The following is a 14,387-nucleotide window of genomic DNA, read 5'->3' as shown; positions in this document are numbered from 1 at the left end:
TCCACGGGGTGACGACCGGAACAGGTGCTTGTCCGTTTTGTCGAGGTCCGGTTGCCCCTCCGCGGAGGTCCCGGTTCCCGCCACGCGCCCCTTCGGGGCGGGGCGCTGTCGGCGGGCGCTCGTAGACTGCGCGGATGGTCTCCCCCACCGATGAGCGGACCGAGGACGCCCTGCGGGTGCTCCGCCGGGTGTTCGGCTACGACGCCTTCCGCGGCTTCCAGCACGAGGTCGTCGAGCACGTGGTGGCCGGCGGCGACGCGCTGGTGCTGATGCCGACCGGGGGCGGCAAGTCGCTCTGCTACCAGATCCCGGCGCTGGTCCGCGACGGCGTGGCGGTGGTCGTCTCGCCGTTGATCGCGCTCATGCAGGACCAGGTCGACGCGCTCACCGCGGTCGGCGTCCGGGCCGGGTTCCTCAACTCGACCCAGGACCTGACCGAGCGGCGGCGGGTCGAGGCGGCGTTCCTCGCCGGCGAGCTGGACCTGCTCTACCTCGCCCCGGAGGGGCTGGCGACGCGCTCCACGGTCGCGCTGCTGGAACGCGGGCGGATCGCGCTCTTCGCGATCGACGAGGCGCACTGCGTCTCGCAGTGGGGGCACGACTTCCGCCCCGACTACCTCAACCTGTCGATGCTGCACGAGCGCTGGCCCGGGGTGCCGCGGATCGCGCTGACCGCGACCGCCACCGCGGCCACCCGCACGGAGATCGCCACCCGGCTCAAGCTCACCGACGCCCGGCACTTCGTGGCCAGCTTCGACCGGCCCAACATCCAGTACCGGATCGTGCCCAAGCGGGAGCCGCGCAAGCAACTGCTCGCCCTGCTGCGCGACGAGCACCCGGGCGACGCCGGCATCGTCTACTGCCTCTCCCGCGCCTCCGTGGAGAAGACCGCCGAGTTCCTGGTCGCCAACGGCATCCCGGCGCTGCCCTACCACGCCGGGCTGGACGCCGCGACCCGAGCCGCCAACCAGCAGCGCTTCCTGCGCGAGGACGGGCTCGTCATGGTCGCCACCATCGCCTTCGGCATGGGCATCGACAAGCCCGACGTCCGCTTCGTCGCCCACCTCGACCTGCCCAAGTCGGTCGAGGGCTACTACCAGGAGACCGGGCGCGCCGGGCGGGACGGGCTGCCGTCGACGGCCTGGCTGGCGTACGGGCTCCAGGACGTGGTGCAGCAGCGCAAGATGATCGAGACGTCGGAGGGCGACCTGGCCCACCGGCGCAACCTGGCCGCCCACCTCGACGCCATGCTGGCGCTCTGCGAGACGGTCCGCTGCCGCCGCGCGCAACTCCTCGAATACTTCGGCGAGGGCGGCACCGCCAACTGCGGCAACTGCGACACCTGCCTGGAGCCGCCGGAGTCCTGGGACGGCACGGTCGCCGCGCAGAAACTGCTCTCCACCGTCTACCGCCTCGACCGCGAACGCAACCAGCGGTTCGGCGCCGGGCACTGCGTGGACATCCTGCTCGGCAGGCACACCGACAAGATCGACCAGCACGGTCACGACTCGCTGAGCACCTTCGGCATCGGCAGCGACCTGCGCGAGACCGAGTGGCGGGGCGTGGTGCGGCAACTGCTCGCCGAGGGCCTGCTCGCCGTCGAGGGCGACTACGGCACGCTGGCCCTGACCGAGGCGAGCGCCGAGGTGCTGGGCCGCCGGCGGACCGTCACCATGCGGCGGGAGCCGGAACGGCCCGCGTCCGGCCGGTCCGCCAAGCCGCGGGGCTCGGCCACCGTGGTGGCCGACCTCGCCCCGGCCGCCGTCCCGGTGTTCGAGCGGCTCCGCGCCTGGCGGGCGGCCACCGCCAAGGAACAGGGCGTCCCGGCGTACGTGGTCTTCCACGACGCCACCCTGCGGCAGATCGCCACCGAGGCGCCGACCTCGCTTGCCGAGCTGTCCCGGATCAGCGGCGTCGGCGACAACAAGCTGACCAAGTACGGCGAGGGGATCCTCGCCGTGCTCACCGAGTCCTGAGACACGACGAAGGGCCGGCCCCTTGTGGGGGCCGGCCCTTCGTGCTCGCTCCTGTCAGCGGATGGCCGGTCAGGAGGCGCTGTAGCCGCGGGTGGCGATCCAGTCGGCGAGGTTGTCGACGCTGATGCGGTAGGAGGCGGTGTTCGGGTTGGCGCTGTCGGCGATGGTGACGGTCTTGCCGTTGTCCTGGTAGCCGACGACGCTGATGTAGTGGCCGCCTTCGAAGGAGTGGGTGTTGCCGTCGGTGTCGGTGGCGGTGCCGGCGATGTTAGCGACCACGGCGCGGCCGTCGTCGACGGTGCGGACGATGTCGGAGCGCAGGGTGTCGGTCTGCTTGTCGTCGGCCTTGCCGTCCTTGATCTCCACCGACCGGTAGGTCTTGCCGGTCTCCTTGTTCAGGACGGGGGTGATGTCGTTGATGCTGTTGGTGCCGTTCTCGGTGGTGCCCATCTCCTTGGCCATGGCGTCGACGTCGATGTTCTTGCCGAGCACGCTGATGGCGTTGCGGGCGGCGGCGGGGCCGCAGTAGTAGAAGTTGGGCTGGGCCTCGTAGCGGACGTCCAGCTCCCGCTCGCCGTGGCCCTTGCGGTCGGTGCTGACCTGGGTCTTGTTGGCGGGGGCGGCGTGCGCGGCGATCGCGGGGCCGGCGATCCCACCGGCGGTGGCGGCGATACCGGCAGCGGTCAGGACGGTGTTGCGCAGCATGGTGTTGGTACGCATGGTGATCAACGCCTTCCGTTCGGGGGTTCAGCGGCACGCGCAGGGGGATGCGATGCCGCTGTAAGGGGGGAAGTCTGTGGGGTGCCCGGCGATCAAAGGGGGGTGACCTGCTCGGGCGGCCCGGGGATGTAACCATCGGCGGCGGGTAGCGATTCCCTCGACCTGATCCGATGTCCCGGGGAGATGTAACGACCGGGGCCGGGACGTCATTCCCACGGCTGACCGGCTCCGGACCGGTGGTGCGCGGTCCGGGAGATGTAACGACCGGGGCCCGGGGGTCATTCCCTGGCTCACCGGCTCCGGACCGGTGGTGCGCGGTCCGGGAGATATAACGACCGGGGCCCGGGGGTCATTCCCACGGCCAGCCCGGCGGTGACGCTGGGGTGGATCGACCGGGCGGAGCCGGTCATTCCGACCGGCGGCCTCGCTCTCGGCGGGGTCCTGCGCGGTCTGCCATGTACAACGACCCCACCCCCGCCGGCATTCCGCCGCCGGGGTGGCGCCGGCCACGACACACTGTGGTCGAAACCGGACACCGGCCCCAGACCGGGCCGCATGAAAGCCGACATTCACCCCAGGGCGCGCCGGCTCGCCCAACCCGCCGGAGCGCAGGGGCCGCGGGGCAGCGTCGGTGGAACGCTGTGGAGGTCACCGGTGCCCGGAAACCTACCTGCCGTTCCACTGGAGCCTGCCCGTCGCCGCGATCACGTCCCCGTGGTGGCGCTCGGGAGGAGAGTCGCCGGAAACGGACACACGCCACGGGCAGGCCTCGAACCGAACGCCACCCACAGGCGGCCCGCCGGCATCATCACCCCCCGGCCTCGGGCGCTCGGCATCACGCAGTCGGAGCAAGCACCACGCGTCCGGGACATTCCGGATCCGCACCCGTCCGCCGCACGCCAAGGCACCGGGCGTTCCGCATCGCACATTAAGGATCTTGGCGAGTTCCCGTTCGCAGCGAACGGTAAGTCTCCAAGATCTGCGCAGGGGCCGGCATGGTGATCCTCGTCGGCGGCTCCGCAAAGGGGAAGCAAGCGGGCATTCCGCCCAGCAGCGCCCAGCAGCGCTCGGCCGCGCGGACGGGAACCACTGGTGAGTGGAACGTCATGGGTGTCTCGGCGGCCCGGAGACACCCATGGCGTTCCATCGAGCCCACGCCCGCAGCGGCGGGCGCCGAGCGGTGGCGGGCGCCGAGCGGTGGCGGGCGCCGAGCGGTGGCGGGCGCCGAGCGGTGGCGGTTGGCCGAAAGCGGGTGGAACGCGCTGGCCACCGGGCTGGTCCGCGTTCACCAGTGCGGTGACCGCCACGACCCTGGAAGCCCCTACCGCTCCGGCCGACGGCAAGGTGCGCGGTCAGGCGCACGGTGCGCGGTCAGGCGCTCGGGGTGCGTTGGGCGCCTTCGTCGAGGGCGGCCAGGATCGCCTCGGCGGTCCGCTTGCCCACCCCCGGCACCTCGGTGATCTCCTCCACGGTCGCGGCGGACAGCCGCTTCAGCGAGCCGAAGTGCCGCAGGAGCGCCTTGCGGCGTACCTCGCCGAGGCCGGGGATGTTGTCCAGCGCCGACTCGGTCATCCGCTTGGAGCGCCGCTGGCGGTGGAAGGTGATGGCGAAGCGGTGCGCCTCGTCGCGTACCCGCTGGAGCAGGTAGAGCGCCTCGGAGGTGCGCGGGAGGATGACCGGGAACTCGTCGTCGGGCAGCCAGACCTCCTCCAGCCGCTTGGCCAGCCCGCAGAGCGCCACGTCGTCGATGCCCAGCTCGGCGAGGGCCTGCGCGGCGGCCGCCACCTGCGGCGGGCCGCCGTCGACCACGACGAGCTGCGGCGGGTAGGCGAACTTGCGCGGCCGCCCGGTGGTCGGGTCGATGCCGGGCCGGTCCGGGTCGCCGGCGGTCTCCTCGCCGATCTCACCGGTCTCGGCGCGGGCGTCGAGGTAGCGGGCGAAGCGCCGGCGCAGCACCTCGGACATGGCGGAGAGGTCGTCGGTGGCGCCCCGCACGATGAACCGGCGGTACTCGCTCTTGCGGGGCAGGCCGTCCTCGAAAACGACCATGCTGGCCACCACGTCGGTGCCCTGGATCTGGGAGACGTCGAAGCACTCGATGCGCAGCGGGGAGGTGCGCATGCCGAGCGCGTCGGCGATCTCGTCGAGGGCCTGGCTGCGGGTGGTGAGGTCGCCGGCCCGCTTGAGCTTGTGCCGGGCGAGGGCGTCCTTGGCGTTGCGCTCGACGGTCTCCAGCAGCGACCGCTTGTCGCCGCGCTGCGGCACGCGCAGCGACACCCGGCTGCCGCGCCGGGCGGAGAGCCAGTCGGCGAGCGCGTCGACGTCGCCGGGAAGCTCGGGGACGAGCAGCTCACGCGGGACGTCGGCCTCGCCCTGCTCGCCGCCGTAGACCTGGGTGCAGAAGTGGTGCACCAGGTCGCCGGTGGTCAGCTCCTCGGTCTTCTCCACCACCCAGCCGCGCTGGCCGCGGACCCGGCCGTCGCGGACGTGGAAGACCTGGACCGCGGCCTCCAGGGGGTCGTCGGCGAAGGCCACCACGTCGGCGTCGGTGCCGTCGCCGAGCACCACGGTCTGCTTCTCCATGGCCCGGCGCAGCGCCGCCACGTCGTCGCGCAGCCGCGCGGCCCGCTCGAACTCGAGCTGCTCGCTGGCCTCCAGCATCTCCTTCTCGAGCCGACGGACCATGGTGTCGGTGCGGCCCGCCATGAAGTCGCAGAAGCCGTTGACGATCTCCCGGTGCCCCTCGGCCGTGACGCTGCCGACGCAGGGCGCGGAGCACTTGCCGATGTAGCCGAGCAGGCAGGGCCGGCCGACCTGGCCGGCCCGCTTGAACACCCCGGAGGAGCAGGTCCGCGCCGGGAAGACGCGGAGCAGCAGGTCCAGCGTCTCGCGGATGGCCCAGGCGTGCGAGTACGGCCCGAAGTAGCGCACCCCCTTGCGCTTCGCGCCGCGCATCACCTGCAGCCGCGGGTATTCCTCGTCGAGGGTGACCGCCAGGTAGGGGTAGGACTTGTCGTCGCGGTAGCGGACGTTGAACCGGGGGTCGTACTGCTTGATCCAGGTGTATTCCTGCTGGAGCGCCTCGACCTCGGTGGCGACGGTGATCCAGTCCACCGACTCGGCGGTGAAGACCATCTGCCGGGTGCGCTGGTGCAAATTGACCGGGTCGGCGAAGTAGGAGTTGAGCCGGCTGCGCAGGTTGCGCGCCTTGCCGACGTAGATCACCCGGCCGGTGCCGTCGCGGAAGCGGTAGACCCCTGGCGACTCCGGGATGGTGCCAGGTGCGGGACGGTAGGTCGAGGGGTCAGCCACGCGCCAAGCCTAGTCCGCACCCCCGACACCCGGCCGTCGCCGCGCGTCCCCCGCCGCCGGGGCGGGGGCGGGGGACGCACGCGCCGGGACGGTCAGGCCAGGGCGATCTGCTCGCCGGTGACCTTGATGTTCTTCGGCGCGAGCGGCTTGGTGGCCGGGCCCTGCTTCACCGAGCCGTCGGTGATCGAGAACCGGCTGTTGTGGCAGGTGCAGTTGATGGTGCCGCCGTCGACGTTCGACACCGGGCAGCCCTGGTGGGTGCAGATCGGGTCGAACGCCTTGAACTGGCCGGCCTCGGGCTGGGTGATCACGACGCCCTTGCTGGCGAAGACCGCCCCGCCGCCGACCGGGATGTCGGTGGTCCGGGCGAGCGGACCGGTGCTGTCCCGGTTGCCGCCCTCGGCGTCGCCGGCGCCTGTCGCGCCCGGGCCACCGCTGGTCGGCGCCGGGGCTCCCGAGCCGGTTTCGTCGTCGCCGCCGCAGCCCGCCAGCACCACGGCCGCGCCGACCGCGCCGGCGCCCGCGAGCAGGGCGCGGCGCGTCTGCGTACCCGGCCCGGTCAGCACCTGATCATCACTCATGTCCGGCCTCCCTCTCGCCTGTCGCCACCCCGTCATGATCCGTGGCCACTCTTCGAAACACGGACCAGGGTGCCGCACGGTTCATACTGGCGCGTCACCAATCGGATATCTGGACAGAGAACGGGCGGACCGGGTCACCCCGGCCCGCCCGTCGTACACCTCGCTCAGCGCGCCCCGGCCGGCACCTTGCGGGTGCGCGACTTCACCGCGCTTCCGTTGGCCTTGGCCGCCCGGGTGGTGGCCGCCTTGGCGCCCTTCGCCGCGCCGTCGAGCTTGAGGATCGGCCGCAGGAACTGGCCGGTGTGGCTCTCCGGCACCTCGGCGACCTCCTCCGGCGTGCCGGTGGCGAGCACCGTGCCGCCCCGGTGGCCACCCTCGGGGCCCATGTCGATGATCCAGTCGGCGGACTTGATCACGTCGAGGTTGTGCTCGATGGTGATCACCGTGTTGCCCTTCTCGACCAGGCCTTCGAGCACCATGAGCAGCTTGCGGATGTCCTCGAAGTGCAGGCCTGTGGTGGGCTCGTCGAGCACGTAGACCGTGCGGCCGGTGGAGCGCTTCTGCAACTCGGAGGCGAGCTTGACGCGCTGCGCCTCGCCGCCGGACAGCGTCGGCGCGGGCTGGCCGAGACGCACGTAGCCGAGGCCGACGTCGACGAGGGTCTTGAGGTGCCGGTGGATGGCCGGGATCGCGGAGAAGAACTCGGCCGCCTCCTCGATCGGCATGTCCAGGACCTCGGCGACCGTCCTGCCCTTGTAGTGCACCTCCAGGGTCTCCCGGTTGTAGCGGGCGCCCTTGCAGACCTCGCAGGGGACGTAGACGTCCGGGAGGAAGTTCATCTCGATCTTGATGGTGCCGTCGCCGGAGCACGCCTCGCAGCGCCCGCCCTTGACGTTGAACGAGAACCGGCCCGGCCCGTACCCCCGGACCTTGGCCTCGGTGGTCTCGGCGAAGAGCTTGCGGATGTGGTCCCAGACCCCGGTGTAGGTGGCCGGGTTGGAGCGCGGGGTACGCCCGATCGGCGACTGGTCGACGCCGACCACCTTGTCGACGTGCTCCAGCCCGGTGACCCGGGTGTGCCGGCCGGGGACCAGCCGGGCGCCGTTGATCTGGTTGGCCAGCACGGCGTGCAGGATGTCGTTGACAAGCGTCGACTTGCCGGACCCGCTGACCCCGGTGACCGCGATGAGCTGGCCGAGCGGGAAGCCCACGGTGAGGTTGCGCAGGTTGTGCTCGCGCGCCCCGTGCACCACCAGCTCGCGGCCGGGGGTCTGCGGCCGGCGCAGGACCGGCGTCGGGATCGACTTGCGCCCCGACAGGTACGCCCCGGTGACCGACTCCTCGTTCTCCAGCAGGGCCGGCACCGACCCGCTGTGCACGATCTTGCCGCCGTGCTCGCCGGCGCCCGGGCCGATGTCGACGATCCAGTCGGCGACCCGGATGGTGTCCTCGTCGTGCTCGACCACGATCAGGGTGTTGCCGAGCCCGCGCAGCCGCAGCAGGGTCTCGATGAGCCGGTGGTTGTCCCGCTGGTGCAGGCCGATGGAGGGCTCGTCCAGCACGTAGAGCACGCCGACCAGACCGGAGCCGATCTGGGTGGCGAGCCGGATGCGCTGCGCCTCGCCGCCGGAGAGGGTGCCCGCCGGGCGGTCCAGGGAGAGGTAGTCGAGCCCGACGTCGAGCAGGAACTTCAGCCGGGCGTTGATCTCCTTGAGCACCCGCTCGGCGATCATCTTCTGCCGGTCGGTCAGCTCGATGCCGGCGAGCAGGTCGGCGGCCTCGCCCACGGAGAGGTTGCAGACCTCGGCGATGCTCTTGCCGGCCAGGGTGACCGCGAGCACCTCGGGCTTGAGCCGGGTGCCGCCGCAGGCCGCGCAGGGCACGTCCCGCATGTAGCCCTCGTACTTGTCCCGCGACCACTCCGACTCGGTGTCGGTGTGCCGGCGCTCGATCCACTGCACCACGCCCTCGAAGCCGGTGTAGTAGGAGCGCTCGCGGCCGTACTTGTTGCGGTAGCGGACGTGCACCTGGTCGTCGGAGCCGTGCAGGATCGTCTTCTGCGCCCGGGACGGCAGCGCCCGCCACGGGGTGTCGACGTCGAAGTGCTGGGCCTCGCCGAGCGCCTCCAGCAGGCGCAGGAAGTATTCGAGGTTGTGCCCGGTGGCCCAGGGCTGGATGGCGCCCTCCCGCAGGGTGCGCTCCGGGTCCGGGATGACCAGCTCCGGGTCGACCTCCTTCTTGGTGCCCAGGCCGGTGCACTCCGGGCAGGCGCCGTAGGGCGCGTTGAAGGAGAAGACCCGGGGCTCCAGGTCCTCGATGGCGAGAGGGTGGTCGTTGGGGCAGGCCAGGTGCTCGGAGTAGCGCCGCTCCCGGGCCGGGTCGTCCTCGGCGAGGTCGACGAAGTCGAGCAGCACCAGGCCGCCGGAGAGGCCGAGCGCCGCCTCGACCGAGTCGGTCAGCCGCTGCTTGGCGCTGGGCTTGACGCTGAGCCGGTCGATGACCACCTCGATGGTGTGCTTTTCCTGCTTCTTGAGCTTGGGCGGCTCGGTCAGCGGGTGCACCACGCCGTCGACCCGGGCCCGGGCGTAGCCCTTGGCCTGGAGCTCGGCGAAGAGGTCGACGTATTCGCCCTTGCGGCCGCGCACCACCGGGGCGAGCACCATGAACCGGGTGCCCTCGGCCATGGCCAGCACCCGGTCGACGATCTGCTGCGGGCTCTGCTTGGAGATCCGCTCGCCGCAGATCGGGCAGTGCGGCTCGCCGATGCGGGCGAAGAGCAGGCGGAGGTAGTCGTAGACCTCGGTGATGGTGCCGACGGTCGAGCGCGGGTTGCGCGAGGTGGACTTCTGGTCGATGGAGACCGCGGGGCTGAGGCCCTCGATGAAGTCGACGTCGGGCTTGTCCATCTGGCCGAGGAACTGCCGGGCGTACGACGACAGCGACTCGACGTAGCGGCGCTGGCCCTCGGCGAAGATGGTGTCGAACGCCAGGCTCGACTTGCCCGAACCGGAGAGCCCGGTGAAGACGATCAGGGCGTCCCGGGGCAGGTCGAGACTGACGTCACGCAGGTTGTGCTCGCGCGCGCCACGGATGATCAGTCGGTCGGCCACGGTGCGTGTGCTCCCGGAAGAAGAATGTGAGGCGGATCTGTCCGCCCGACGCGGGGTCCGGGCGGTTTTCGAGGGTTGTCGAGGCGCAGGGAAGACGCCTCGGCAACTTTAGCCCCGAGGTATGACAAGTTCCGTCGCGCGGACATTCCTCCAGCTCAGCACGGTCGGGCGGGAAGCCACGCAGCCCGCCCGACCGCCCGGCACCCCTAGAGTGCCCCGGGTCCGGGCGGGGTCGCCGGACGCCCGGTCCGCCGCCGGCCGCCACGCCAGCCGCCCCGGCGCTCGGAGGCCAGCCGGACCTCCCGGCGCCGGCTCTCGAACGCCACCTCGCGCTGGAGCCGGCGCCAGTTCTCCCAGCGCCGGACGGGCAGCTCGCCGCTGTCCAGCGCCGCCCGCACCGCGCAGGCCGGCTCGGCCTCGTGGGCGCAGTCGGCGTACCGGCAGCCGGCGGCGAGCTCGGCGATGTCGGCGAACGCCAGGTCCAGGCCGGCCGAACCGTCCAGCAGGCCGACCGCCCGCACGCCGGGGGTGTCCAGCACCGCTCCCCCGCCGGGGATCGGCACCAGCGCCCGCCAGGTGGTGGTGTGCCGGCCCTTGCCGTCGGACCGGCGGATCGCCTGGGTGCGCATCACGTCGGCCCCGGCCAGGGCGTTGACCAGGCTCGACTTGCCCGCGCCGGAGGGCCCGAGCAGGCCGAGGGTGCGCCCCGGGGCGACGTACCGGCGCAGCGGCTCCAGCCCGGCGCCGCGCTCGGCGCTGACCGGCAGCACCGGCACCCCGGGCGCGAGAGCGGCGAGCTGCCGGGCCACCGCCGCCGGGTCGGGGGCCAGGTCGGCCTTGGTGAGCACGACGAGCGGCTCGGCGCCGGACTCGTGCGCCAGGGAGAGCAGCCGCTCGATGCGGGCGGCGTCCGGCGCGGGGTGCACCGGCTCGACCACCGCGGCGGCGTCGAGGTTGGCGGCCAGCACCTGGCCGCTGGCGTCCTTGCCGGCGGTGCGCCGGATCAGCGCGGTGCGGCGGGGCAGCACGGTCTCCACCGTGACCGGTCCGTCCGGCCAGGTGGCCAGCAGCACCCAGTCGCCGGCGCAGGGCAGCGCGGTCAGGTCGCGGGCCGCGGCGGCCAGCACCCCGCCGCCCAGGCTGGCCCGGACGGGCCCCTCGGGGCGGAGCACGGTGCAGACGCCGCGGTCGACGCGGGCCACCCGGCCCGGCCGGTGGTCGCCGCGTGGATTCAGGTACGCCGCCCGGTCGGCGTCCCAGCCGAGGGCGGTCAGATCGATGGTCATGATGTCCTATCGGTGTCGATGGGGGTGGTGGCGGAACACGCGTGCTGCGACCGGCATGCTCACCACCTCCGCTCCGACTCCCGGTGCCCGCGTCCTGCGACGGCGTCGGCCCGGCGGGTCTGACACCGCGCCGTTACCTGAAGCCGTCGGCCCCGACGGTAGGGGTCGCGCCGACGCGCCGAAAGCGATTTCCGCGGCGACGCGGCGGCGGCGTACCGCTAGGGTCCAAGGCGTGACGAGCGATCCCCTCCTGCTGACCGGCGAGCTGGACGAGGCGACCGCGCGGCTGCTGCGTACCGTGGCGGCCCTGGGCGCCGACGACGTCGCCGCGCCGTCCCTGCTGCCGGGCTGGACCCGCGGCCACGTCCTGACCCACCTGGCCCGCAACGCCGACGGGTTCGTGAACCTGCTCACCTCCGCCCGCACGGGCGAGGACATCCCGATGTACGCCAGCCCCGAGGCGCGGTCCGCCGACATCGAGGCCGGGGCCGGCCGGGGGCCGGCGGACCTCGTGGACGACCTGCGCCGCAGCGCGCAGCGGTTCACCGCGGCGGTCGCCGAGATGCCGGTCGAGGCGTGGGGTGCCACCGTGCAGACCCGGCGCGGCCCGTGGCCGGCGGCGATGCTGGTCTGGGGCCGGCTGCGCGAGGTCGAGGTGCACCACGTCGACCTGGGCGCCGGCTACCGGCCCGCCGACTGGCCGGACGCGTTCGCCCAGCGGCTGCTGCACGAGGTGGCGGCCGGCCTGGCCGGCAACCCCGCGGCGCCGGCCATGGTGCTGCGCTTCGACGGCGTCCGGCACGAACTCGTCGTGGGTGATCCCGAGGGGGCGCCCATGGTCACCGGCCCCGCGCCGGAACTCGCCGCCTGGCTGACCGGCCGCAGCGCGGGCGAGGTGCTCACCGTCACTCCCGACGGTCCCCTGCCGACTCCACCGGAATGGATCTGAACGCCGTCATGACCTACAGCGGAGATGTCACGCCCGGCGGTGCGCCGGCCGTGCGCGAGCTCGACCGGCTCACCATCAGCAAGGTGTCGGTGGGCCCCATGGACAACAACGCCTACCTGCTGCGCTGCCGGGAGACCGGCGAGCAGGTGCTGATCGACGCGGCGAACGAGGCGCCCCGCCTGCTCGACCTGATCGGCGACGGCGGGCTGGCCGCGGTCGTCACGACCCACCGGCACATGGACCACTGGGTCGCCCTGGAGGAGGTGGTCGCCAAGACCGGGGCCCGCCCGCTGGTGCACGCCGACGACGCCGAGGGCCTGCCCATCGACGCCGAGCCGCTGCGCGAGGGCGACACCGTGCCGGTCGGCGACTGCGCGCTGGAGGTGATCCACCTCAAGGGGCACACCCCGGGTTCGATCGCGCTGCTCTACCGCGACCCGTCCGGCGTGCCGCACCTGTTCACCGGGGATTCGCTCTTCCCCGGCGGGGTCGGCAACACGGAGCAGGACCCGGAGCGGTTCGGCCAGCTCATCGACGACGTGGAGCGGAAGCTCTTCGACGGGCTGCCGGACGAGACCTGGTTCTACCCGGGTCACGGCAAGGACAGCACGCTCGGCGCCGAGCGACCCGCGCTGCCGCAGTGGCGGGCCCGCGGCTGGTGAGCGCGGCGGGCCGGCCGGCTCGCCGGCGTTCGCGCCGGTCACCGCGCGCAGCCGGTGCCGGGTGCCGAGCAGCACCGGGCCGGCGAGCAGCAGGCCGACCGCCATGGTGAGCACGGTCGGGTTCAGCGCGCCGGGCAGCAGCCCGCTCAGCGCCCGCGCCGTGATGCCGAGGGCCACGTAGAGGCCGGCCCAGAGCGTGGCGCCGAGCGCCGCGCAGGCCACGAACCGCCGGTAGGACATCCGCAGCCCGCCGGCGGCCAGCGGCAGCAGCGCGTTGAACACCGGCAGGAACGGAGCCACCAGCACCATCCGCCCGCCGCCGCGGCGCAGCAGCGCCTCGGCGGCGGCCCAGCGCGGCTCGCCGATCCAGCCACCCAGGCGGCTGTGCCGCAGCCGCTCGCCCCAGCGCCGCCCGGCCAGGAAGCTCAGCGACCAGCCGGCGAGGCAGCCGGCCACCACCGCCACGACGGTCGCCAGGCCGGTGGCCGGCCGGCCCGCGCCGACCGCGGCGAGGACCGCGGCGTCGCCGGGCACCAGCACCCCGAGCAGGGGTACGGCGTCGGCGAGCATGACCATGCCCAGCATCCCCATCAGGAGGGTGGTGGGCAGCTCCCCGACCTGGGCCAGCAGATCCGTCATGCTCCGTACGCTAGGGCCCCGGGGCGACCCACCACATCGGGCATGATCCCCCACCGGTCCCCTAGTGCGGCTCCGGATGATCCCTGAGGGGTCAGCGGGGACGGAGGACCTGGACCCGGCGGACCGGGGAGTCGACCGAGGGCTCCGTGACGGGCACCGGGTACGCCGCCACCAGCTCCAGCCGGTCCGACGGCAGGTGCCCCCGGTCCGGGTCGCCGACCAGCACCTGCACGCCCCGGTCGGCGGCCCGTTGCAGGTACGGCAGCACCCGTGCGGCCAGCGCGGCGTCGTAGAGGACGTCACCGGCCAGCACGAGATCGGCGCTGGCGGTGCCGTCGAGCAGGTCGTCCCCGGTGGCGGCCACGGTCACCCGGTTGGCCCGGGCGTTGACCGTCACGGCCGCCACCGCCCAGGGGTCGACGTCGTTGGCGACGACCCGGTCGGCGCCGGCGAGCGCGGCGGCGATGGCGACCAGCCCGGATCCGGCGGCCAGGTCGAGCACCCGCCGCCCGGCGGCCAGGTCGGGGTGGTCGAGCAGGTGACGGGCGAGCGCCTGCCCGCCGGCCCAGACGGAGGCCCAGTACGGCGGCGGCAGCGACCGGCCGGCCGCGGCCTCCATCCGGGCCCACCAGAGGATGGCGTCCTCGGCGAGGTGCAGGCGGACCTCCGGCACGAACGGCGCGTCGACCAGCCGGAGCCGGTCCAGGCCGTTGCCGGGCGCCGTGATCTCCCGTTCCAGGTCGGCCAGCGGCGTCTGTGTCCTCACCGGGGCAAGCATGCCCCCCGACACGCCGGGCCGGAGGGATTTTCTCGCTGACGGCGTATTCGTGAGCCACGCCGGCACTTCCGGCAGCGAATCGCGGTTCGGGCGGTTACTGTCGGGAAGGTACAGGGGGATCACCGGCCGCGACCGGTGCTTCCCGCATTGAACAGGGAGAGACGCATGGCAACCGGCACGGTCAAGTGGTTCAACTCGGAAAAGGGCTTCGGCTTCATCGAGCAGGACGGCGGAGGCCCGGACGTGTTCGTCCACTACTCGGCAATCCAATCCGGCGGCTACCGCGAGCTGAACGAGGGCCAGAAGGTCGAGTTCGAGGTGACCCAGGGGCAGAAGGGCCCGCAGGCGGACAACGTCCGTCCGATGTAGCTTCG

10 protein-coding genes and 1 pseudogene are annotated in these 14,387 nt (G+C 72.9%); 4 read left to right on the top strand and 7 right to left on the bottom strand.

Annotation, left to right across the window (positions count from 1 at the left end; genetic code table 11):
* Nucleotides 1–134 precede the first annotated feature (134 nt).
* Nucleotides 135–1,976, top strand: a complete 1,842-nt coding sequence (recQ, locus tag NLX85_RS23555; RefSeq protein ID WP_254338557.1) for a DNA helicase RecQ — start codon at nucleotides 135–137, stop codon at nucleotides 1,974–1,976.
* Between the two features lie 69 nt (nucleotides 1,977–2,045).
* Here recQ and NLX85_RS23550 read toward each other — a convergent pair whose 3' ends face one another.
* The 5 genes from NLX85_RS23550 to rsgA form a co-directional block, all read right to left on the bottom strand.
* Entirely contained in the window at nucleotides 2,046–2,696 is a 651-nt protein-coding gene (locus NLX85_RS23550; protein WP_254338555.1) for a C39 family peptidase, read from the bottom strand.
* A 1,371-nt stretch (nucleotides 2,697–4,067) separates the two neighbouring features.
* On the bottom strand, nucleotides 4,068–6,008 hold the full coding sequence (uvrC, locus tag NLX85_RS23545) for an excinuclease ABC subunit UvrC (protein WP_254338553.1): 1,941 nt from the start codon (nucleotides 6,006–6,008) through the stop codon (nucleotides 4,068–4,070).
* A gap of 92 nt (nucleotides 6,009–6,100) precedes the next feature.
* Entirely contained in the window at nucleotides 6,101–6,589 is a 489-nt protein-coding gene (locus NLX85_RS23540; protein WP_254338551.1) for a Rieske (2Fe-2S) protein, read from the bottom strand.
* A 164-nt stretch (nucleotides 6,590–6,753) separates the two neighbouring features.
* Nucleotides 6,754–9,699: an excinuclease ABC subunit UvrA gene (gene uvrA, locus NLX85_RS23535; protein WP_254338549.1), complete on the bottom strand. Its 2,946-nt coding sequence runs from the start codon at nucleotides 9,697–9,699 to the stop codon at nucleotides 6,754–6,756.
* Nucleotides 9,700–9,905: 206 nt separating this feature from the next.
* A complete protein-coding gene (rsgA, locus tag NLX85_RS23530; RefSeq protein ID WP_254338547.1) occupies nucleotides 9,906–10,985 on the bottom strand; it encodes a ribosome small subunit-dependent GTPase A in 1,080 nt (359 codons plus the stop codon).
* Nucleotides 10,986–11,217: 232 nt separating this feature from the next.
* Between rsgA and NLX85_RS23525 the strand changes: the two genes are divergently transcribed.
* Together NLX85_RS23525 and NLX85_RS23520 are read left to right on the top strand one after the other, a co-directional pair.
* Complete coding sequence (locus tag NLX85_RS23525; RefSeq protein WP_254338545.1) at nucleotides 11,218–11,934, top strand: maleylpyruvate isomerase family mycothiol-dependent enzyme; 717 nt, start codon at nucleotides 11,218–11,220, stop codon at nucleotides 11,932–11,934.
* An 8-nt stretch (nucleotides 11,935–11,942) separates the two neighbouring features.
* The gene (locus NLX85_RS23520; protein WP_254338543.1) at nucleotides 11,943–12,596 is read left to right on the top strand and encodes an MBL fold metallo-hydrolase; all 654 of its coding nucleotides are present in this window, start codon (nucleotides 11,943–11,945) and stop codon (nucleotides 12,594–12,596) included.
* On the opposite strand, the pseudogene NLX85_RS23515 reads toward NLX85_RS23520, so the two are convergent.
* Both NLX85_RS23515 and NLX85_RS23510 read right to left on the bottom strand, forming a co-directional pair.
* Nucleotides 12,567–13,235: pseudogene (locus tag NLX85_RS23515) on the bottom strand (DedA family protein); the annotation flags it as partial. The gene NLX85_RS23520 and the pseudogene NLX85_RS23515 sit on opposite strands and share 30 nt — an antisense overlap.
* Nucleotides 13,236–13,326: 91 nt before the next feature.
* Entirely contained in the window at nucleotides 13,327–14,013 is a 687-nt protein-coding gene (locus NLX85_RS23510; RefSeq protein WP_254338541.1) for a methyltransferase, read from the bottom strand.
* Nucleotides 14,014–14,178: 165 nt separating this feature from the next.
* On the opposite strand from NLX85_RS23510, the gene NLX85_RS23505 reads away from it, so the two are divergent.
* Complete coding sequence (locus NLX85_RS23505; protein WP_091059998.1) at nucleotides 14,179–14,382, top strand: cold-shock protein; 204 nt, start codon at nucleotides 14,179–14,181, stop codon at nucleotides 14,380–14,382.
* Nucleotides 14,383–14,387 lie beyond the last annotated feature (5 nt).

Source organism: Micromonospora sp. A3M-1-15, from assembly GCF_024213425.1.
GTDB lineage: Bacteria > Actinomycetota > Actinomycetes > Mycobacteriales > Micromonosporaceae > Micromonospora > Micromonospora chersina.
This window is presented reverse-complemented; position numbering and strand designations above follow the sequence as displayed.

Excerpts from the sequence above, each read along its gene's own strand:
- NLX85_RS23520 (WP_254338543.1), top strand. The coding sequence starts at position 11,943 with ATGACCTACAGCGGAGATGTCACGCCCGGCGGTGCGCCGGCCGTGCGC.
- NLX85_RS23510 (WP_254338541.1), bottom strand. The coding sequence starts at position 14,013 with ATGCTTGCCCCGGTGAGGACACAGACGCCGCTGGCCGACCTGGAACGG.
- NLX85_RS23540 (WP_254338551.1), bottom strand. The coding sequence starts at position 6,589 with ATGAGTGATGATCAGGTGCTGACCGGGCCGGGTACGCAGACGCGCCGC.
- recQ (WP_254338557.1), top strand. The coding sequence starts at position 135 with ATGGTCTCCCCCACCGATGAGCGGACCGAGGACGCCCTGCGGGTGCTC.
- rsgA (WP_254338547.1), bottom strand. The coding sequence starts at position 10,985 with ATGACCATCGATCTGACCGCCCTCGGCTGGGACGCCGACCGGGCGGCG.
- NLX85_RS23505 (WP_091059998.1), top strand. The coding sequence starts at position 14,179 with ATGGCAACCGGCACGGTCAAGTGGTTCAACTCGGAAAAGGGCTTCGGC.
- NLX85_RS23550 (WP_254338555.1), bottom strand. The coding sequence starts at position 2,696 with ATGCGTACCAACACCATGCTGCGCAACACCGTCCTGACCGCTGCCGGT.